This is a genomic window from Streptomyces sp. NPDC030840 (assembly GCF_055572015.1).
The window spans coordinates 404,524-425,030 of the sequence record NZ_JBVIEE010000006.1; the positions used below are offsets into that span (position 1 = coordinate 404,524).

The following is a 20,507-nucleotide window of genomic DNA, read 5'->3' on the forward strand; positions in this document are numbered from 1 at the left end:
GTAGTGGCGTGAAACTGACGATTCTGGGCGGCGGCGGGTTCCGGGTGCCGCTCGTGTACGGGGCGCTCCTCGGGGACCGCGCCGAGGGCCGCGTCACCCGTGTCGTGCTGCACGACCTGGACGCGGACCGGCTGTCCGCGGTGACCCGCGTCCTGGCCGAGCAGGCGGCGAACGTGCCCGACGCGCCCGAGGTGATGGCCACCACCGACCTCGACGAGGCCCTGAGGGGCGCCGACTTCGTCTTCTCGGCCATCCGCGTCGGCGGCCTGGAAGGGCGCGCCAACGACGAGCGCGTGGCCCTCGCGGAGGGCGTCCTCGGCCAGGAGACCGTCGGCGCCGGCGGCATCGCGTACGGCCTGCGCACCGTGCCCGTCGCCGTCGACATCGCCCGCAGGGTGGCCCGGCTCGCCCCGGACGCCTGGGTCATCAACTTCACCAACCCCGCGGGACTGGTCACCGAGGCCATGTCCCGCCACCTCGGCGACCGCGTGATCGGCATCTGCGACTCGCCGGTCGGCCTCGGCCGCCGTATCGCCCGGGTGCTCGGCGTCGCCGACCCGCGCGAGGCGTGGATCGACTACGTCGGCCTCAACCACCTCGGCTGGGTCCGCGGCCTGCGCGTCGCGGGCCGCGACGAACTCCCGCGCCTGCTCGCCGACCGCGACCTGCTCGGCTCCTTCGAGGAGGGCAAGCTCTTCGGCCCCGAGTGGCTCCAGTCGCTCGGCGCCGTCCCGAACGAATACCTGCACTACTACTACTTCAACCGCGAGGCCGTCCGCGCCTACCAGGAGGCGGAGAAGACCCGCGGCGCGTTCCTGCGCGAGCAACAAGCCCACTTCTACGAGGAGATGCGGCGCCCCGACGCCGAGGCCCTCACCACCTGGGACCGCACCCGCGCCGAGCGCGAGGCCACCTACATGGCGGAGAACCGGGAGACCGCGGGCGCCGGCGAGCGCGACGCCGACGACCTGTCCGGCGGCTACGAGAAGGTCGCCCTGGCCCTGATGCGGGCCATCGCCCGCGACGAGCGCACCACCCTGATCCTCAACGTCCGCAACAAGGGCACCCTCTCCGTCCTCGACGCCGAGGCCGTCATCGAGGTGCCCTGCCTCGTCGACGCCAACGGCGCCCACCCCGTCGCCACAGACCCGCTGCCCGACCACGCCACCGGCCTGGTCTGCGCGGTCAAGGCCGTCGAGCGCGAGGTCCTGTCCGCGGCCGAGTCGTCCTCCCGTACGACCGCGGTGAAGGCCTTCGCGCTGCACCCGCTCGTCGACTCCGTGAACGTGGCCCGCAGGCTGGTCGACGGCTACACGGCCGTCCACCCGGGCATGGCGTACCTCAAGTAGAGCCCCGTACGGTCGGGCTCAGGCGAGCCCCGCACAGTCCTCAGGAGACCTTCTTCCATGCATGACGAACGCCGCCGGATCGAGGAGCGCGTCGAGCGCGTCCACACCCAGCGCATCAAGCCCGCGATCTACTCCGCCTCCGTGCCCTTCGAGGTCGAGGCCTGGCAGGCCCCCGGCGAGCCCGTCTCCTTCGAGGAGGCGGCGGCCGCCCCGTACAAGCCGTTCGCGATGGACACCCCGTGGGGCCCGCCCTGGGGCACCACCTGGTTCCGGATGCGCGGCCAGGTGCCCGCCGAGTGGGCCGGCAAGCGCGTCGAGGCCGTCATCGACCTCGGCTTCATCGGCGACTGGCCCGGCAACCAGGCCGAGGCCCTGGTCCACCTCACGGACGGCAAGCCGCTCAAGGCGGTCAACCCGCTCAACCAGTACGTGCCGATCGCCAACCCGGCCGCGGGCGGCGAGGAGATCCACTACCTGGTCGAGGCGGCCTCCAACCCGGACATCCTCGCCGACAACTTCTCCAGGATCACGCCGATGGGTGACAAGCTCACGGCCGGCGACAAGCCGCTCTACACCTTCCAGCGCGCCGACATCGCCGTCCTCGACGAGAACGTCTGGCACCTCGACCTGGACCTGCAGGTGCTGCGCGAGCTCATGGTCCACCTCGAAGCGCACGACCCGCGCCGCCACGAGATCATGCACGCCCTGGACCGGGCCATGGACACCCTGGACCTCGACGACGTCTCCGGGTCCGCCGCAGCCGTCCGCGAGGTCCTCGCCCCCGTCCTGGCCAAGCCCGCCCACGCCAGCGCCCACACCGTCTCCGGCGTCGGCCACGCCCACATCGACTCCGCCTGGCTGTGGCCCATCCGCGAGACCAAGCGCAAGACGTCCCGCACCTTCTCGAACGTCACCTCGCTCGCCGACGAGTACGACGACTTCATCTTCGCCTGCTCGCAGGCCCAGCAGTACGAGTGGGTGCGCGACAACTACCCCCACGTCTGGGCCCGCATCCAGGAGTCGGTGAAGAAGGGCCAGTGGGCGCCCGTCGGCGGCATGTGGGTCGAGGCCGACGGCAACCTGCCCGGCGGCGAGGCCATGGCCCGCCAGCTCATCCACGGCAAGCGGTTCTTCATCGAGCACTTCGGCATCGAGACCAAGGGCGTCTGGCTGCCGGACTCCTTCGGCTACACCGCCGCCTACCCGCAGCTCGCCAAGCTCGCAGGCAACGACTGGTTCCTGACCCAGAAGATCTCCTGGAACCAGACGAACAAGTTCCCCCACCACACCTTCTGGTGGGAAGGCATCGACGGCACCCGCATCTACACCCACTTCCCGCCGGTCGACACCTACAACGCCCGCTTCAGCGGCGAGGAGATGGACCGCGCCGTCCGCAACTACTCGGAGAAGGGCGGCGGCACCCGCTCCCTGGCCCCCTTCGGCTGGGGCGACGGCGGTGGCGGCCCCACCCGCGAGATCATGGAGCGGGCCCGCCGGCTCGCCGACCTGGAGGGCTCCCCGAAGGTCGTCGTCGAGCACCCGGACGAGTTCTTCAGGGCCGCCCGCGAGGAGTACCCGGACGCCCCCGTCTGGGTCGGCGAGCTCTACCTGGAGCTGCACCGCGCCACGTACACCTCCCAGGCCCGCACCAAGCAGGGCAACCGGCGCTCGGAGCACATCCTGCGCGAGGCCGAGCTGTGGGCGACCACGGCCGCGCTGCACGCTCCGGGCTACTCCTACCCGTACGAGAAGCTCGACCGGCTGTGGAAGACGGTGCTCCTGCACCAGTTCCACGACATCCTGCCGGGCTCCTCGATCGCCTGGGTGCACCGCGAGGCCGAGGCGGAGTACGCCCGGGTGGCGAAGGAGGTCGAGGCGCTGACCGCCGAGGCCGTCGCCGCACTCGGCGCGGGCGACGCACACGTGTTCAACACGAGCCCGGTGGAGCGCAGCGAAGTGGTCCGGGCCGCCGACGGCTCCCTCGTCCACACGGTCGTCCCGGCGAACGGCAGCGCGCCGCTGGGCGCCGGCGAGGGGACCGACCCGGTGACCGTCACCGGACGCGTCCTCGACAACGGCCTCGTCCGGGTCGAGGTGGCCGAGGACGGCACCCTCGCCTCCGTACGCGACCTGCGGGCCGGCGGCCGCGAGGTCCTCGCCGACAAGGGCAACCTGCTCCGCCTGCACACCGACCTCCCGAACTACTGGGACGCCTGGGACGTCGACAAGCACTACAAGAACCGCTACACGGACCTGCTGGACGCGGACTCCGTGACGGTGGTCGAGGAGGACCCGCTGCGGGGCGCGATCCGCGTCGAGCGCTCCTTCGGCAAGGGCTCGAAGATCACCCAGACGATCACTCTCCGGGCCGGCAGCCCCCGCATCGACTTCGAGACGGACATCGACTGGCACGAGGCCGAGAAGTTCCTCAAGGCGGGATTCCCGGTCGACATCCGCGCGCCCCACTCCTCCGCGGAGATCCAGTTCGGCCACATCCAGCGCCCCACCCACACCAACACCAGCTGGGAGGCGGCCCGCTTCGAGGTCTCCGGCCACCGCTGGGTGCACATCGCCGAGCCCGGCTACGGAGTGGCGGTCATCAACGACTCCACCTACGGCCACGACGTCTCCCGCACCGTCCGCGAGGACGGCGGTACGACCACCACGGTCCGCCTCAGCCTGGTCCGTGCCCCGCGCATCCCGGACCCGGAGGCCGACCAGGGCAGGCACCGCTTCACGTACGCGCTCCTGCCGGGCGCGAGCGTCGAGGACGCGATCGCGGAGGGTTACGCGCTGAACCTGCCGCTGCGGATCGCTGACGCGGCGGGCCCGGCGGAGCCGGTGGTCTCGGTCGACGGCGCGGGGGTGACGGTGGAGGCGGTCAAGCTGGCCGACGACGCCTCCGGTGACGTCGTGGTCCGGCTGTACGAATCCCGCGGCGGCCGCGCCGAGGGCGTGCTGCGCACCGGCTTCCCGCTCGCCGGGTGCCAGGTCACGGACCTCCTGGAGCGCCCGCTGGAGGCGGCGGACACGGAGGGGAACGCGGTGCGGATCGGCTTGCGCCCCTTCGAGGTGAAGACGCTGCGGCTGACCGTGCAGAAGCCGTGATTCCGTTTCGCGGAATGCGCAGCAAGAATTAAGAAAGAGGTAAACGTGCAGGTCGCGGTGGGTGTTCGGCCCGCCGCGACCCTCGCGTGTTCCCTCCACGACACCTGAAGTTCGCCCACTGCCCCTGTGATACGAGGCAACGAAAGTGGGAGTCGAGAGGTGTCATCGTGCGAGACCCGCGTATCACCGCGATCAGTAAGGGGCTGAAGCGCCGGGGCCGGCTGATCGCCGAGGCGGTGAGCCCGCCCAGGCGCAACCTGGACGCGGTACCCGCACCCCGGGGCACCGAGGCCGGGGCCGCTGCGGAGCCGTACGTCGCCCCGCCCGCCCCGCGGCTGGTCGAGTCGCCGGTGTTCGTCCTCTCGTCGGTCCGGTCCGGCTCCACGCTCCTGCGGGTGCTGCTGAACAGCCACAGCAAGATCCGCGCCCCGCACGAGATGCATCTGCGCACGGTGCACGTGCACCTGTCCCGGGACTTCACCGCGGACGCCATGAAGGCGCTCGACCTCGACAAGGACGAGATCGAGCACGTGCTGTGGGACAGGCTGCTGCACCTGGAACTCACCCGCAGCGGCAAGGAACTGATCGTCGACAAGACGCCGCCGAACACGCTCATCTGGCCGCGGCTGCACCGATGCTGGCCCGACGCGCGCTACGTCGTGCTGCTGCGCCACCCGGGTGCGGTGATCGCGTCGCTGACCAGCCGCCGCACGGACCCCGACCACGAGGCCATCGCCGAGGAGGTCCTCTCCTACAGCGAGAAGCTGGAGGAGGCACGGCAGAACCTGCCCGCCCACGTCATCACCTACGAGGAGCTGACCGCCGAGCCGGAGAAGGTGACGCTGGGCATCTGCGACTACCTGGGTATCGGCTGGGAGCCGTCCATGCTCGACTACGGCAGCAAGGACCACGGAACCTTCCGTCCCCAACTCGGCGACTGGTCCACCACGATCAAGTCGGGCCGCATCCAGGCCGCCCGCCGGGCCGACCCGGACGCCGCCCTCCCCCCGCGCCTGTCGGAACTGGCGCGTGCGTGGGGGTACACCACCTGAGACTCCTCGCCCCCGCCGCCCCTACCCGTCCCATCCCCAGGGGCGCTGCCCCTTCGACCCCACTCGGGGCTCCGCCCCGGACCCCGCACCTCGAACTCCCCAGCTACCGCTGGGAGGTGCCCCCATGGGGCTGAATCTTTCAGCCCGTCCGGCGTTTGAGGACGAGGCCGAAGGCCGACAGCGGGGGTCTGGGGGCGCAGCCCCCAGGGATGGGACGGGTAGGGGCGTCGGGGGCGAGGAAAGGCCGCTCAGACCGTCAGCGGGCGGTCCGCCGAGTGAGGGCGGGCCACCGGGGCCGGGGCGAGGGCGAGGGGGCGCGCATCCACCGGCTCCGTGACCGCCGCCGATACGTCCGGGCGCTGCTGCGGAAGCGAGACGGGACGCACTGCACGCGTTCCCGAGACGACGGTGTAGTCCGGCCCGAGGCGGGCCGGCAGCAGCTCACCGGGTTCCTCACCGAGAGCCAGCTGAACGGCGGCCCAGGGAGCGTTGAGACCGCAGAGGGAGAGCTGGTGGAGCCCGCCCGCGGGACGCGTGTTGACGTCCATGAGGACCGGCACCTCGCCGTACATGCGGAACTGGATGTTCGAGAGGTAGTGGAGGCCGAACCCCTCGGCGAGGCGGCGTGCCGGCTCGACCCAGGCGGGGTGGAGCGTGAAGCCACGGCGCCGGCCGTTCTTCGTACGGCCCACCGCCATACGGACGTGTCCGTCCGGGGCGACGAGGCAGTCCACCGACACCTCCGGCTGCTCCAGACGGGGCATCACCAGCCAGTCCACCGCCTCCTCGGCCTCGCGCAGCGCGTCCAGCACGAGGTCCAGCGACACGTACGGGCTGGGAAACCCGCTGAGGTGCGTGAGCGAGAAGGGGGCGCGCGTCACGACACGGAAACCGACCCCGCCCGCACCCGCGGCCGGCTTGAAGCACGCCTTGAGCCCGCCGGCCTCCAGCTCCTCCACGGCCGCCACGAGTTCGTCGGCGCACCGCACCCGGTAGTACGGCGGCACCGGCACCCCCAGCGCCTCGACCGCCTGGTACGCCGTCACCTTGTCCTCGAAGACCTGCACGGCCTCCGCGGGCGGCGCGAGCAGGGCCGTGCCCACGGCCCGGAACTCCTCGCGGTGCGCGGCGAGCGCCGCCTGGTGCAGACGGGGAACGAAGACGTCGATACCGCGCCGCTGGCACTGGTCGAGCGCGAACTCGACGTACGCGGCGGGCGAGAGGCCCTCCGGCTCCAGGTCGGCGGTGTCGGCGGCGGCGAGCACGGGCGAGTCGGGGTCACCGTGAGTGGCGTGGATCTCGACCGGCCGCCCCTGCGGATTACTCCGCAGCTGATCCATGAAGAACACGTTCTCCGCGTACGTGCGGTTGAGCCAGACGCGTACGCGAGAGACCATTCAGGCCGCCTTTCACGGTTCGCGGGCAGGGCTGAACAGGCCGTGCCCGGCCAGGGGGGAGGGAGGTACGCCGAACCGCCCGACGCGAGGGAGGGTGCGCGGCGGATGCGTTGGGCCCGATCATAGGGCCACCGGGACCCTGGTTGATGTCACGCCCGTGTTAATCCTTGGTGCGGGTCGTGCCCCGTGCTGTTCAAGCGCTCGGCGGGCCGCCCTTGTCCGGTGGTATGTGCGTGTGTTCTCGTGTTCCCATCCGGTTGTGGAGGGAGCGAGGGTGGAGTCGACCGCCGGCGGTTCGGGGCATTTGCTGGCCATCAGTGATCTGCACGTCGGCTATCCGGAGAACCGCGCCCTCGTCGAGCGGATGGGTCCCGAGACCGACGACGACTGGCTCCTGGTGGCCGGAGACGTCGCCGAGAAGGTGGCCGACATCCGCTGGGCCCTCGAAACCCTCGCCGGCCGCTTCGCCAGGGTCGTCTGGGCGCCCGGCAACCACGAGCTGTGGACCCACCCGAAAGAGACCCTCGCGTTACGCGGGGTCGAGCGGTACGACCATCTCGTCGCCCTGTGCCGCGAGCTGGGCGTCACCACGCCCGAGGATCCGTACCCCGTGTGGAACGGACCGGGCGGCCCCGTCGTCGTCGCCCCGCTGTTCCTGCTGTACGACTACTCGTTCCTGCCTCCGGGCTGCACGACCAAGGAAGAGGGACTGGAGTACGCGTACGGCACCGGCATCGTGTGCACCGACGAGCAGGTGCTGTACCCCGACCCCTACCCGAGCCGCGACGCCTGGTGCCGCGCCCGGGTGGCCGAGACCGAGCGCAGGCTGGCCGACCTCCCCTCGGACCTGCCCACCGTGCTGATGAACCACTACCCCCTCGACCGGCACCCGACGGACGTCCTGCGCTACCCCGAATTCGCGATGTGGTGCGGCACACGGCTCACCGCCGACTGGCACCGCAGGTTCCGCGCCGAGGTGATGGTCTACGGACATCTGCACATCCCGCGGACCACGACACTCGACGGGGTCCGCTTCGAAGAGGTGTCGGTGGGTTACCCCCGCGAGTGGCGGCCGCGCCCGCAACCGCCGGGAAAACTGCGCCGCATTCTGCCGATGGAGGTCGGAACCGGTGATCGAGGACTTGCTCCCGGAGTCGGTCGTGGTCGTGGAGGCGTACGGTGAGGACGCCGGCGCCGGCGACGCGGCCGGGGGAGCCGTGGGCACGTCGCTCTTCCCCGAGGAGGAGGCGGTCATAGCGAAAGCGGTGCCCAAGCGCCGCAGGGAGTTCACCGCCGTACGAGGGTGCGCCCGCCGCGCCATGGAGAAGCTGGGCGTGCCCCCGCAGGCCGTGCTGCCCGGCGAGCGCGGCGCCCCGGCCTGGCCGGACGGCCTCGTCGGCAGCATGACGCACTGCGAGGGCTACTGTGCCGCCGCACTGGTCCGCGCCGCCGACCTGGCGTCCCTCGGTATCGACGCCGAACCCCATCTGCCGCTCCCGGAGGGCGTCCTGGACGCCATCGCGCTTCCCACCGAGGAGACCCGGCTGCACCGCCTGACCGCGGGCCGGCCCTCGGTCCACTGGGACCGGCTGCTGTTCAGCGCCAAGGAGTCCGTCTACAAGGCGTGGTTTCCCCTCACCGCCCGGTGGCTGGACTTCTCGGAGGCAGACATCGACGTGTTCGCGGGCACGGACAGCACGGCGGGAACCTTCCGCGCCCGGCTCCTCGTCCCCGGGCCGGTGGTGGGCGGTCGGCGGATCGGGTCCTTCGAGGGGAAGTGGACGGTACGGCGCGGGCTGGTGGCCACGGCCGTGTCCGTGCCCCTGCCCGCCGGACACGAAGGGGCCGCCGGATGACCTCGCTGTCCTACGTCGAACTGCACCGCCGGATATCGGGCGACATAGACGCCGCTCTGGGCGCCGCTCTCGACGCGCTGGGCCCGGAGTCGGAGTCCGTCAGGAACGCGATCGCCGGACTGCTGCGCCACCAGAAGATGAAGTACCCCCTGTCGGTGCTTCCGCTGCTCGTCCACGCCGCCGAGACGGGAGCCCCGGGACCGGCAGTCCCCCTGTCGGCCGTCCACCTGCTGTGGTGGACCTCGGCCTGCTACCTCGACGACCTGGCCGACAACCAGACGACCGGCACGCCCGAGGGCCTCGGGGCGAACGAGGCCCTCCTGGCGGCCGTCGTCGGCGGGCAGGCGCTGCCCATCCGCATCGTCCAGGCACAGCCGGTCCCGGACGCCGTGCGCAACGCCCTCACCGCCGAGATCGTCAACTGCTGGTTCCCCGCCGTGGAGGGCCAGCTCAGGGACCTGCGGGGGGACATGGAGGGCGCCGCGCGGGAGGTGGTCGTGGCGGCGTACCGGGGCAAGTCCGGGGCTCCGTTCGCGATGATCACGGCCATGGCCGCCATATGGGCGGGCGTGGACAGCGGGCGCATTCGGCTGTGGCGTGAGTTCGGCGACGTCTTCGGCATCCTGTGGCAGCTGTTCAACGACCAGGAGGACATCCTGTCCGGCCGCAACGAGGACCTGCGGAACGGCACGGTCACCTATCTGCTGGCCTGCGCCCTGGAAGAGGCGCCGCCCGGGTCACGGCGGATCCTGGAACTGGCCGGCGCCGCGCGGACGTCCGAACGGGCGCGGCACGTCCTCGCGGAGCTGCTCCTCGCACCCGCCGTGCTCCGCCGGTACCGGAAGGACCTCGACACCTTCCGCGACGAGGCGTACCGCCTCCTCGGTGAACTGGGCGGCCACGAGGAGCCCTTGGCGGCCCTGCGGCAGCTCGTGGACCAGTCGGCCGCGCTGTACCTGCGGGCGGCGGCCTGAGCCGCCCGGTACGGTCCGCTCCCGGCCCAGCCGGGAACGGACCTGACCCGGCGTCAGGCCTCCGGGCACCAGTCCCGCAGCAGCCGGAAGAACTCCTCCTCGTTGCCCGCGAGTCCGGCGGCCGCCAGAGCCTGCTCGGCCTCGGCGAGCGCGGCGGTCGGCACCATGGGTGGTCGGCGCCCGTCCGGCGGGCCGTCGAACGCGGCTCGTACGGTCTGCAGGAGCCGCAGATAGGCCTGCACGGCGGTGCGTTCGCGGTCGGTCAGTACGGCGGTCGGCATCGGACGGCTCTCCCCTGTTCGGCCGGCTGATCGGTCGGTCTGTTCGGCCGGTCTCGTCGTCGGTCGGTCTGGTCGTCGGTCGGTCTGGTCGGTCGGTACGCCCCGGCTCGATGGTGGCGCACCTCCAGCTTGCCGCCCGCCACTGACAATCCCGTTCCCGTCCACGGACGTTCGCCCGCTTAGCGGAGGCGAAACCTCACGGAAACCCCTGGTGGAACAGGGGTTCCTACGCTGACGGGAAGGGCTTTCGGCCGCTTCGGCGGCCCGAGGAACAGGAGGCCGAACCGTGGCCGACGCACCCCACCGGCGACCCCCGCACGGCGCCCGTCTGCGCCCGGTGGGCGACGGGGAACTCCGCCTGCGGTACCGCGTCGTGCACGGCTACCGCCGCGCGTACCGCCTCGCCGGTCAGGGCCCGGCGCTCGTCCTCATCCACGGCATCGGGGACTCCTCGGCGACCTGGGCCGGGCTGATCCCCGACCTCGCCCGCACCCACACCGTGATCGCACCCGACCTGCTCGGCCACGGGGCCTCCGACAAGCCGCGGGCCGACTACTCGGTGGCCGCGTACGCCAACGGGGTGCGCGATCTGCTCACCGCGCTCGGCATCGAGTCGGCGACACTGGTCGGGCACTCGCTCGGCGGCGGCGTGGCGATGCAGTTCGCCTACCAGTTCCCCGAGCGCACCGAGCGGCTCATCCTGGTGAGTGCCGGGGGAGTGGGACGGGAGGTCAACCCCGTGCTGCGGGCCGTCTCACTTCCCGGCGCCCATCTCCTGCTCTCCACGCTGCGGCTGCCGGGCATGCGGCTCCAAGTCGGCCTGTTCGCCCATCTGATGAAGCTTCTGGACACCGATCTAGGCCAGGACGCGGCGGAGATACTGACGCTCGTCGACGCCCTGCCGGACGCCACCTCGCGCAGCGCCTTCATCCGCACGCTGCGGGCCGTGGTCGACTGGCGGGGACAGGCGGTGACCATGCTGGACCGGTGCTACCTCACCGAGGGCATGCCGACCATGCTGCTGTGGGGCGACCGGGACAGCGTGGTGCCGGTGGGGCACGCGTACGGGGCGCACGAGGCGATGCCCGGCAGCCGCCTGGAGATCTTCGAGGGCGCCGGTCACTTTCCCTTCCACACCGATCCCCGCCGCTTCCTCGCCCTCGTCGAGGACTTCACCAGCACGACGCCTGCGGCGGACTGGAGCCGGGAGCACTGGCGTGAACTGCTGGTGTCCGGCCGCCCGGCCACGGGGCGCGGCCCCGCGGGGGAACGGGACTTGAGGGAGGCGAGCGAACGCAGCGCGACGTAGCGGGCGTATTCCGCCCCCACCGCCCTGGAAAATCCAGCCCCTTGGGGGCACATCCCAGCGGTAGCTGGGGGAGTTTGAGGAGCGGGGTCCGGGGCGGAGCCCCGAGCGGGGTTGAAGGGGCGGAGCCCCTGGGGGATGGGACGGGTAGGGGCGGCGGGGGCGAAAACCCTCGCACCGCACCGAAGCGCACCGCACCGCCCCGCCGCAGGCCTACGCCCCCGACGACCCCCCGAACACCGCCACCCGTTCCCCCTCCGTGAGCGGCGGACCCGTCAGCGGCGGCTTGAGAGGCCCGCGCACGACGGCGAGGAGCACCTCCGGTGTGAGCAGGGCGCTCGGCGGCTTGGAGAGCGTGATGACGCCGAGGAAGGCATGGAAGACCAGGGGCCGGCCCGTCGCGGCGCGCATCAAACGGGTCATGTAACGGGTGAGCAGGCGCTGGACGAACCCGGGCTGTTCGCCCACCGCCTCCGGGTAGCGGATGTCCGTCTCCGTGGCCAGCTGCCACGCGATAGCCACCGGCCCGGCCACCGCCCGCTGCACCCGCCGCGCGAGCCCGGGAGCCGTGACCCCGCGCGCGGCCACCCGCTCGCGCAACGCCAGGGCGCTCTGCGCGGCCACCGACATCCCGTGCCCGTAGAGCGGGTTGTACGTGGCCACGGAGTCGCCGATCGCGACGAACCCCTCGGGCCAGCGAGTGACCTTCTCGTAGAAGCGCCGCCGGTTGACGGTGCTGCGGGTGACGACCACGTCCGTCAGGGGCTCCGCGCGGGCCAGCAGCTCGCCCACCACGGGGTGCCGTACGTTCCTCGCGAAGCTCTCGAACTCCTCCGCGGACGCGGTCGGCCGGCCACCGCGCGTACCCGACAGCGTCACCAGCCAGCGCCCGCCCTCGATGGGCACGAGGGTCGCGCTCTGCCCGGGGACCGGCTGGGCCGCGTCCGGCTGGACGTTGACGACGGGGAACTCCTCAGTGCCCGCCGGCGCGCGGAAGACCCGGCTGGCGTACACGAGCCCGGAGTCGACCTCACCCAGCGGCGCCGGCGGCACGCCCAGCGCCTCCAGCCACGTCGGGGCCCGCGAGCCGCGCCCCGAGGCGTCCACCACCAGGTCGGCCGCCAGCACGCGCTCCTCACCGTCGGCCGCGCGGATCCGCACGCCCGTCACCCGGGACGCACCGCCCTCCAGGCCCCGCACCTCGGCGCCCTGCACCACGGTGATCCGCGACTGCCTGACGACCTCGGCGCGGATCACCGACTCCAGCAGGTCCCGGCTGCACGCGATCATGAACTGCATCTCCGGCCAGCGCCGCACCCAGCCCTGCGCCGACAGCGAGACGAGCCCCGTCGGCAGCGGGATCCGGCGGGCGCCCGCGGCCAGCCAGGCGTCGGTCACCCCCGGCAGCAGCTCCTCCATCGCGCGGGCGCCCCCGGACCACAGGAGGTGCGCGTGGCGGGCCTGGGGGATACCCCGGCGTGGTTCGGGCCCCTCCGGCAGGATGTCACGCTCGACGACCGTGACGTCGGCGTGGGGACGCAGCGCGGCGGCGGCCAGCAGACCGGCCAGGCCCCCGCCGATGACGACGGCCCGGCGGGGCTCCGACGCCACGGTCGATCCCGGGACGTCAACGGGTTCACTCATGAAGGTCGCTCTCTGGCAGGGCCGCGGCGTGCTCCCGGGCAGCCGCGACGACGGGTGACTGGCGCAGGGCCAGGGACAGCCGGACAAGGTCGCGCGGACCGTCCGTCGACGGGGTGGGGGCGGTGCCGGTCTCCGCCGCACTGACGACCCTGCCCTCCGGGTCCGCCGCCCGGGCCCGCACCGCCGCCGTCACCATCGCCGCGTCGGCCTCGGCCCGCGCCTCGTCGGGCGCGGAACCCGACGCGACGGCCGCCTCGTAGGCCCTCGACCGCACCTCGGAGTCGAAGTAGGGATGCAGGCTGAGCATGCCGTCGTGGATGTCGGACTCCCGCTGCGTCACCTGGAGCTGGGCCGGCGACCACCAGGACATCCGCACCGCGCGCTCGCCCTGGTCGGCCACGGGCCTGAGCTCCCGCCACAGCGGGCCCAGCCTGCGGTACGTCGACCAGGTCGTCCACGCGTCCCCGATGCGCTGGCAGGCCAGCGGCAGGCAGAAGCCCAGCGCGCTGATCTGCGCCCCGGCCGAGGCGACCAGCGGCGCCACGTACGTGCTCAGGCCGTCCAGGTTCCCGCCGTTCCAGCGGGCCACCACGGCCGTGAACTTCATCGCCGAGTAGGGGACGTTCGACAGGAAGCCGACCGCGATGATCAGCAGTCCGGCGCGCAGCCAGCCGCGTACCTGCAGCGCCCAGCGCCAGCACATGACGACCATGGCGATGCCCGCCACGGAGAACGCGGCGAGATACAGCACGATCATCTCGCGGATGAACGGCGTGTTGGCGTAGTACGTGTCCAGGTCCCGCAGCCGCTCCACCGGCGTGTCCCCGAGCGCGAACAGCACCACGATGGCAGCGCTCACCGCCCCGTAACCGGCGATCCAGCGGCGCGTGAGCCGACGTGTGACCCCGGGCGGCCCCCCGCGCCAGTTGATGATCAGCACCAGGCAGGAGGCGCTGAAGGCGCTCAGCAGGACGTAGACGAAGGGGGCCGAGAAGTTGGTGATGCCGGTGACGCGGTTGACCTCGGCGATCGTCGGCGGGGCGGCGAAGCAGAACACCAGGCCCGCCAGCAGGAGCAGCGCGCACACGGACCGCAGCAGCGGATCGCGCCAGTCGCGCAGCAGCGCGGGCGTCTTGACGACGAGGACGACCGCCATCGCCACGGCGGGGAAGTAGTAACTGGACCCGTCCATGTGCGGCGGCTCAGCCCTGCGGCCCGCGATAGCCCAGGGACGCCTCGATGCGCCCCGCCAGCCGGTCGCGGCGCACGGGGCCGCGCAGTGCGGAACTCGCCAGCCACGTGCGGCACTTGCTCGCCAGCAGCAGGCCGAAGGCCTCGGCGTCCTGTTCGTCCCTCACCTCGAACCGGGTGCGCGCGGCGACCTTCTGGACGGTCGCCCGCAGAGCGTCGTCGTCGCTGTCGGCGCTCAATAAGCGCGTCGCGACCGCGGCGCCCTCCACGTGGTGGCCGCGGTGCCCGGCGTGCATGTGCCACAGCTCGTGGCCGAGGATCACCAACTGGTGGTCGGGCGCGGTGCGTTCCTCGATCACGACGAGGTCCTGTTCCGCCATGTCCAGCCACAGCCCGCTCGCGGTGCCGGGCGGGAAGGCGGCCGTACGGTGCCGGACGGGGCGGCCACGGCGTCTGCTCATGGCGTCGCACAGCGCGGAGTAGAGGCCGGCGGGCTCCGCCGGTGCCGGGAGCGTGAGCTCACCGACCAACTCGCCGCACAGGCGGCGCATTTCCCTTCCGATGCCCACTGTTCTCCCCCGGGTCAGGACTCGGGCCGCTTGACGCTCTCCAGGAGCATGTCCAGCCACTCCGCCACTTTGTCGCGGTGCTGGTCGGTGGGTAGCTGGGCCGCCCGCCAGGCGATGCCGCGGACACCGTGGTCCTGGAGCAGCCGCTCCAGCGGGTCCTCGGGGGCCTGAGCCGTCCGGGCGGCCTCCCGGTCGCGGTCGGCGAGTTGCTGGAGCAGCTCCTGCTCGGTGCGCATGAGCGCGCTCGCGAGTGCCTCCGGGTCCTCGGCGGTGAGGAAACCGGCGTGCACCTTGAAGAAGCGCTGGATGGCGTCGCAGTGCTCCATCGTGGGGCGCCGGTCGCCGTTGATGAGGGCTCCCGCCTGCTGGCGCGACATGCCCGCGCCGTCGGCGATCTCCTGCTGGGTGTACTTGCGCCCGTTGGGCTTGAGGCGGGTGCGCCGCAGCAGGGCCAGCCGCTGCAGGAACCGGGCCTGCAGATCCGGCTCGCCGGCGGGCCGGCCGCTCAGCAGCGCCTTCACCACGGACTCCGGCACTCCGGAGGCCACCGACAGGCGCCGGGCGTCGAAGACCTCGCCGTGGGCCACGCCCAGCCGGTCGGCGAGCGCGGTGACACGGGCCACGACGGCCGGCAGCAGAACCGTCGCCGTGGCGTCCGGAACCTCGAAGCCATCCGTCACCGACAGATCTCCTACGTCTCTCTCAAGCCAATCTCATGATGGGGCCGAATGTCCCGGAACGCGAGCCCCCGGGGCACGGTCAACCACCGTGAACTGCACGGAGATTAGCCCCTGACTCGAACTCACATCCAGGCATCGCCACAACTGTGGCGAGATTCAGCCGTCAACGGGCGCGGAATGCCACGATAGTTGACACGACTCGTTCGCGGGCCTCAGGATCAAGAAGCCGCGTGAAGGCCGCATAGGCAAGAGGGGTGACCTCCCGATGGCATATCAGGCAGGAGGGCAGCGGTCCGAACCGCGACCCGTCCCCGAGAGTCTCGAGGCTCAGGCGTACTTGCAGGACTACGCCACGTTTCTGGAGGCCGTCCCCTTCCCGTCCGTCGTCTTCGACCACCGCTGGGACGTCGTGCTGGCCAACAGCGCCTACGACAAGCTGTTCCGGGGGGTCGGCCCGCACCCGACCGCGATGCCGGGCGACAACTTCCTCCGCTTCGTGCTCTTCCACCCCGACGCGGCGACGGTCCTCGGCGAGCACGAGTCCAGCTGGTGCCTGCCCATGCTGGCGGACTTCGCCGCCGCCGTGGAGCGGCACGGCCAGGACAGGGGTCTGCAGTCCATCCGCCGGGACATCGCCCAGGACCCCATCATGGACGCCGCCTACCGGCACGGCCTGCCGCACTGGCTCCGCGCGGTCGGACCGGAGGCCGCCGAACACGACGGCGCCGTCCGCCCGCTGGTCCACCCCGACCCGCGCTGGGGCAGGACCGACTGCCGTGTCGTCGGTGAGACCCCCAAGACCCTGCAGCACATGGGATACACGAGGATGACACTGGTGCTGCGCGAGGCGAAGCGCCCGTCGGTCGCTCCGCGCCGGCCCCGCCGTGCCCGGCACACGGCGAACCATCTCAGCGTGGTGCCCGCGCCCGAGGCGTAGGCCCGTCCCGAAAAACCCCGACACCGCCGGCGTTCAGGTCGCCGGCGGCGTCGGGGTTTTGTCCGTGTGCGCCGGACCGCGCAGCGCTGTTCCGATGCCTTCGGCACCATTCCCCGTGGCTGGACCATGTGACATAGTACTGACGTGAGCACACGGCTGACCTGCGATGTCGTAGTGATCGGGGCCGGGATGACGGGCGCGGCCTGCGCCCTGTACGCGGCCCGGGCGGGGCTGGACGTGACCGTCGTGGACCGCGGCCCGGTGGCCGGCGGCACCACGGGCGCGGGGGAGGGCAATCTCCTCGTCTCCGACAAGGAGCCCGGACCGGAGCTCGAACTCGCCCTGCTGTCGGGCCGCTTGTGGGCCGGCCTCGCCGAGGAGGTCGGCGAGGCGATCGAGTACGAGGCGAAGGGCGGCGTCGTCGTCGCGTCCTCGGAGGAAGGGCTCGCCGCCCTCACGGGCCTCGTGGCCGGCCAGCGCGCCGCCGGTGTGGTGGCCGAGCCGGTGGCCGCCGACCGGCTCCAGGACCTGGAACCGCACCTCGCCCCCGGCCTCGCCGGGGGCGTGCTCTACCCGCAGGACAGCCAGGTGATGCCGACCCTCGCCGCCGCGCACTTCCTGCGCGCCTCGGGGGCCAGGCTGCTCACCGGCCGGACGGTGACCGAGATGCTGCGCACGGCGGACGGTGCCGTACGCGGGGTGCGTACCGGCCACGGCGACGTGCACGCCCCGGCCGTCGTGAACGCGGCGGGGACGTGGGGCGGTGAGGTGGCCGCGCTCGCCGGCGTCCGTCTGCCCGTCCTGCCCCGGCGCGGCTTCGTCCTGGTCACGGAGCCGTTGCCCCGCAGGGTGCGGCACAAGGTGTACGCGGCCGACTACGTGGCCGACGTGGCCAGCGACTCGGCGGCCCTGCAGACCTCACCGGTCGTCGAGGGAACGGCGGCCGGGCCGGTCCTGATCGGAGCGAGCCGGGAGCGGGTCGGTTTCGACCGGTCGTTCTCGCTGCCGGCCGTCCGCGCGCTGGCCGCGGGCGCCACCCGGCTGTTCCCCTTCCTGGAGACGGTGCGCGCGATGCGCAGTTACGTCGGTTTCCGGCCGTACATGCCCGACCACCTGCCCGTGATCGGCCCCGACCCCCGTGTCCCCGGGCTCTTCCACGCCTGCGGGCACGAGGGTGCGGGCATCGGCCTCGCCACCGGCACCGGGCAGCTGATCGCGCAGGCGCTCGGTGGCGAGGTGCCCGACCTGGACCTCGCGCCGTTCCGCCCGGACCGCTTCGAGGAGGAGGCCGCGTGAACCCGATGGAACTCGCGTCGGCGGAGCCTGGCCCCGCCTTCACCGTCACCCTGGACGGCCGGGAGATCGAGGCCCTGCCCGGTCAGACGGTCGCCGCGGCGCTCTGGGCGGCCGGTGTCACCTCGTGGCGCACGACACGGGGCGAGGGCCGCCCGCGCGGGATCTTCTGCGGCATCGGCGTCTGCTTCGACTGTCTCGTGACCGTCAACGACCGCCCCAACCAACGGGCCTGTCTGGTCCCCGCGCGGCCCGGCGACGCGATCCGCACCCAGGAGGGCACGGGCCATGAGGACTGATCTCGCGGTGATCGGCGCGGGTCCGGCCGGGCTCGCCGCGTCCCTGGCCGCCTCCGCGCGGGGAGTCCGCGTCACGCTGATCGACGCGGCCGCGGAAGCGGGCGGTCAGTTCTACCGGCAGCCCGCCGCAGGACTGCGGGCCCGTCGTCCGCAGGCGCTGCACCACCAGTGGCGCACGTGGGAGCGGCTGCGGGACGGGCTCGCCGCCAGTTCCGTACGGCACCTGACAGGCCATCACGTGTGGTGCGTGGAGCGGCGAGAGGAGGGCTTCACCGTGCACGCCCTGCACGGGCCCCTCCAGGAGGAGCCCGCCACCGTGCGCGCCGACGCCGTCCTCCTCGCCACCGGCGGCTACGAGAAGGTGCTGCCCTTCCCCGGCTGGACCCTCCCCGGTGTCGTCACCGCGGGCGGGGCGCAGGCCATGCTCAAGGGCGGGCTGGTCGTGCAGGGCCGGGCGGCCGTCGTGGCCGGGACCGGTCCGCTGCTCCTGCCGGTCGCGACCGGACTCGCCGCCGCGGGCGTCGAGGTCGCCGCCCTCGTCGAGTCCGCCGAACCCAGGGGTCTCGTACGGCACCTGCCCGCACTCGCCGCCAAACTCCCCGAGGCCGCCGGGTACGCGGCCCGGCTCGCCCGCCACCGCGTGCCGTTCATGACCGGGCACACCGTCGTCGAGGCACACGGAGACGACCGCCTCGAAGCCGTCACCGTGGCCGCGCTGGACCCCGGCGGACGCGTCCGGCCGGGCACCCGGCGGCGCATCCCCTGCGACACCCTCGCCGTCGGGCACGGCATGCTCCCGCACACCGACCTCGCCGAGGCGCTCGGCTGCCGTCTCGACGGGGTGGACGTCCACGTCGACGACGAGCAGCGCACCGACGTTCCCGGCGTGTGGGCGGCGGGCGAGACCACCGGCATCGGCGGCGCGGCGCTCGCCCTCGCCGAGGGGCACATCGCCGGACGGTCGATCGCCGCCCGCCTCAGGGGCACCGCGCCCGACCCGCGCGCGTGGGCCGCGGCCGGCAGGTCCCGTACGCGACTGCGGGAGTTCTTCACCGCCGTCGACTCCGCCTGCGCACCGCCCGCGCACTGGACCGAGCAGGTCACCGACGACACCGTCGTATGCCGCTGCGAGGAGGTACGGGCGGGGGCCGTCCGCGAGGCGGTCCGCGAGCTGGGCGCCGGCGACCTGCGCACGGTGAAGCTGCTGACCCGTGCCGGGATGGGCTGGTGCCAGGGCCGGGTGTGCGGGCCGGCGGTCGCCGGGCTCGCCGGATGCGACCCGGCACCGGCCAGACGGCCGTTCGCCCGTCCGGTGCCGCTGGGCGTACTCGCCCGGGCCGGCCACTCCACCGAGGCCGGCCACTCCACCGAGGCCGGCCACTCCACCGAGGCCGACCGGCCCACCGAGACCGACCGGCCCACCGAGACCGACTGCCTGCCCGAGACCCACGACCTCCGCGTGACCGACAACCTCACCGAGACCCATGGCCTCCGCGTGACCGACAACCTCACCGAGGCCCATGGCCTCCGCGTGACCGATGACCTCCCCATGGCCGACAACCTCACCGAGACCCACGACCTCCCCGTGACCGGCCACCTCACCGAGACCGACAACCTCACCGAGGCCGGCCACCCCACCGAGGAAGGACCCCCATGACCGTCTCCGCCCACCGCCCCTGGCGCGGCGTCCTCGTCGCCACCGCCCTCCCGCTGAACGACGACCTCTCCGTCGACTACGACAAGTACGCCGAGCACTGCGCCTGGCTCGTCGAGAACGGCTGCGACGGCGTCGTACCGAACGGCTCCCTCGGCGAGTACCAGGTGCTGACGCCCGAGGAGCGCGCGAAGGTCGTCGAGACGGCCGTGTCCGCGATCGGCGGGTCGCGGGTCATGCCCGGTGTGGCCGCCTACGGAAGCGCCGAGTCGCGCCGTTGGGCCGAGCAGGCTCGCGACGCGGGCTGCACCTCCGTGATGCTGCTCCCGCCCAACGCGTACCGCGCCGACGAGCGCTCCGTCCTCGCCCACTACGAGGAGGTCGCGGGGGCGGGCCTGCCGGTCGTGGCGTACAACAACCCCATCGACACCAAGGTCGACCTCGTCCCCGAACTGCTCGCCAGGCTGCACGGCGAGGGGTACATCCAGGCCGTCAAGGAGTTCTCCGGCGACGTCCGCCGCGCCTACCAGCTCGCCGAACTCGCCCCCGAACTCGACCTGCTGATCGGCGCCGACGACGTCCTGCTGGAGCTCGCGCTGGCGGGCGCGAAGGGCTGGGTGGCCGGCTATCCGAACGCGCTGCCCGCCGCCACCGTGGAGCTGTACCACGCGGCCGTGGACGGTGACCTCACGACGGCCAAGCGGCTCTACGAGCAGCTGCACCCGCTGCTGCGCTGGGACTCCAGGGTCGAGTTCGTGCAGGCCATCAAGCTGTCCATGGACATCGTGGGCCGTCACGGGGGACGCTGCCGCCCGCCGCGGGTGCCGCTGTTGCCGGAGCAGGAGGCCACGATCCGGTCCGCCACCGAGAAGGCCGTAGCCGCGGGGCTCGCGTAAGCGCGTAAGGAGGGTCAGGGT

17 protein-coding genes and 1 pseudogene are annotated in these 20,507 nt (G+C 72.6%); 12 read left to right on the top strand and 6 right to left on the bottom strand.

The window, feature by feature from the left end; all coding sequences use genetic code 11:
* The first annotated feature begins 8 nt into the window (after positions 1 to 8).
* The 3 genes from ACZ49J_RS16950 (at position 9) to ACZ49J_RS16960 (ending at position 5,509) form a co-directional block, all read left to right on the top strand.
* Entirely contained in the window at positions 9 to 1,349 is a 1,341-nt protein-coding gene (locus tag ACZ49J_RS16950; RefSeq protein ID WP_467453656.1) for a 6-phospho-beta-glucosidase, read from the top strand.
* 57 nt (positions 1,350 to 1,406) lie between these two features.
* Positions 1,407 to 4,457, top strand: coding sequence for an alpha-mannosidase (locus tag ACZ49J_RS16955; RefSeq protein ID WP_467453657.1), 3,051 nt, complete (start codon positions 1,407 to 1,409; stop codon positions 4,455 to 4,457).
* Positions 4,458 to 4,624: 167 nt separating this feature from the next.
* Complete coding sequence (locus ACZ49J_RS16960) at positions 4,625 to 5,509, top strand: sulfotransferase family protein (RefSeq protein ID WP_467453658.1); 885 nt, start codon at positions 4,625 to 4,627, stop codon at positions 5,507 to 5,509.
* A gap of 248 nt (positions 5,510 to 5,757) precedes the next feature.
* Here the strand turns inward: ACZ49J_RS16960 and ACZ49J_RS16965 are convergent, their stop codons facing one another.
* Positions 5,758 to 6,906 (bottom strand): ATP-grasp domain-containing protein, encoded by a 1,149-nt coding sequence (locus ACZ49J_RS16965; RefSeq protein WP_467453659.1) that lies wholly within the window; start codon positions 6,904 to 6,906, stop codon positions 5,758 to 5,760.
* A gap of 274 nt (positions 6,907 to 7,180) precedes the next feature.
* Here ACZ49J_RS16965 and ACZ49J_RS16970 point away from each other — a divergent pair, with 274 nt between their 5' ends.
* The 3 genes from ACZ49J_RS16970 to ACZ49J_RS16980 are packed head-to-tail and all read left to right on the top strand — an operon-like array spanning position 7,181 to position 9,736.
* Positions 7,181 to 8,089 carry a metallophosphoesterase family protein gene (locus ACZ49J_RS16970; protein WP_467453660.1) on the top strand — a complete coding sequence of 303 codons (909 nt, stop codon included), beginning with the start codon at positions 7,181 to 7,183 and terminating at the stop codon, positions 8,087 to 8,089.
* Positions 8,037 to 8,762, top strand: coding sequence for a 4'-phosphopantetheinyl transferase family protein (locus tag ACZ49J_RS16975; protein WP_467453661.1), 726 nt, complete (start codon positions 8,037 to 8,039; stop codon positions 8,760 to 8,762). Before ACZ49J_RS16970 ends, ACZ49J_RS16975 begins: the two co-directional genes overlap by 53 nt.
* A complete protein-coding gene (locus ACZ49J_RS16980) occupies positions 8,759 to 9,736 on the top strand; it encodes a polyprenyl synthetase family protein (RefSeq protein ID WP_467453663.1) in 978 nt (325 codons plus the stop codon). The genes ACZ49J_RS16975 and ACZ49J_RS16980 overlap by 4 nt, the downstream gene beginning before the upstream one ends.
* A 53-nt stretch (positions 9,737 to 9,789) precedes the next feature.
* Here ACZ49J_RS16980 and ACZ49J_RS16985 read toward each other — a convergent pair whose 3' ends face one another.
* The gene (locus ACZ49J_RS16985) at positions 9,790 to 10,017 is read right to left on the bottom strand and encodes a hypothetical protein (protein ID WP_467453664.1); all 228 of its coding nucleotides are present in this window, start codon (positions 10,015 to 10,017) and stop codon (positions 9,790 to 9,792) included.
* Positions 10,018 to 10,303: 286 nt separating this feature from the next.
* On the opposite strand from ACZ49J_RS16985, the gene ACZ49J_RS16990 reads away from it, so the two are divergent.
* Positions 10,304 to 11,326, top strand: a complete 1,023-nt coding sequence (locus ACZ49J_RS16990) for an alpha/beta fold hydrolase (protein ID WP_467453665.1) — start codon at positions 10,304 to 10,306, stop codon at positions 11,324 to 11,326.
* A 210-nt stretch (positions 11,327 to 11,536) separates the two neighbouring features.
* Here the strand turns inward: ACZ49J_RS16990 and ACZ49J_RS16995 are convergent, their stop codons facing one another.
* From ACZ49J_RS16995 to ACZ49J_RS17010, 4 genes are read right to left on the bottom strand one after another with little or no spacing between them, the layout of a single operon-like run.
* Positions 11,537 to 12,967, bottom strand: a complete 1,431-nt coding sequence (locus ACZ49J_RS16995) for an FAD-dependent monooxygenase (protein WP_467453666.1) — start codon at positions 12,965 to 12,967, stop codon at positions 11,537 to 11,539.
* Positions 12,960 to 14,159 carry an MAB_1171c family putative transporter gene (locus tag ACZ49J_RS17000; RefSeq protein WP_467453667.1) on the bottom strand — a complete coding sequence of 400 codons (1,200 nt, stop codon included), beginning with the start codon at positions 14,157 to 14,159 and terminating at the stop codon, positions 12,960 to 12,962. Before ACZ49J_RS17000 ends, ACZ49J_RS16995 begins: the two co-directional genes overlap by 8 nt.
* A gap of 10 nt (positions 14,160 to 14,169) precedes the next feature.
* Entirely contained in the window at positions 14,170 to 14,709 is a 540-nt protein-coding gene (locus ACZ49J_RS17005; RefSeq protein ID WP_467453697.1) for a toxin-antitoxin system, toxin component, read from the bottom strand.
* A 32-nt stretch (positions 14,710 to 14,741) separates the two neighbouring features.
* A complete protein-coding gene (locus tag ACZ49J_RS17010; protein WP_467453668.1) occupies positions 14,742 to 15,407 on the bottom strand; it encodes a helix-turn-helix domain-containing protein in 666 nt (221 codons plus the stop codon).
* A gap of 265 nt (positions 15,408 to 15,672) precedes the next feature.
* Here ACZ49J_RS17010 and ACZ49J_RS17015 point away from each other — a divergent pair, with 265 nt between their 5' ends.
* The 5 genes and pseudogenes from ACZ49J_RS17015 (at position 15,673) to ACZ49J_RS17035 (ending at position 20,486) form a co-directional block, all read left to right on the top strand.
* Positions 15,673 to 16,344 (top strand): MmyB family transcriptional regulator, encoded by a 672-nt coding sequence (locus tag ACZ49J_RS17015; protein WP_467453669.1) that lies wholly within the window; start codon positions 15,673 to 15,675, stop codon positions 16,342 to 16,344.
* Positions 16,345 to 16,488: 144 nt separating this feature from the next.
* Positions 16,489 to 17,640 (top strand): NAD(P)/FAD-dependent oxidoreductase, encoded by a 1,152-nt coding sequence (locus ACZ49J_RS17020; RefSeq protein WP_467453670.1) that lies wholly within the window; start codon positions 16,489 to 16,491, stop codon positions 17,638 to 17,640.
* On the top strand, positions 17,637 to 17,936 hold the full coding sequence (locus ACZ49J_RS17025) for a (2Fe-2S)-binding protein (RefSeq protein ID WP_467453671.1): 300 nt from the start codon (positions 17,637 to 17,639) through the stop codon (positions 17,934 to 17,936). Before ACZ49J_RS17020 ends, ACZ49J_RS17025 begins: the two co-directional genes overlap by 4 nt.
* Positions 17,926 to 19,284, top strand: a pseudogene (locus tag ACZ49J_RS17030) (FAD-dependent oxidoreductase); the annotation flags it as partial. The gene ACZ49J_RS17025 and the pseudogene ACZ49J_RS17030, both read left to right, overlap by 11 nt.
* Before the next feature lie 305 nt (positions 19,285 to 19,589).
* The gene (locus tag ACZ49J_RS17035; RefSeq protein ID WP_467453672.1) at positions 19,590 to 20,486 is read left to right on the top strand and encodes a dihydrodipicolinate synthase family protein; all 897 of its coding nucleotides are present in this window, start codon (positions 19,590 to 19,592) and stop codon (positions 20,484 to 20,486) included.
* The last annotated feature ends 21 nt before the right edge of the window (positions 20,487 to 20,507 follow it).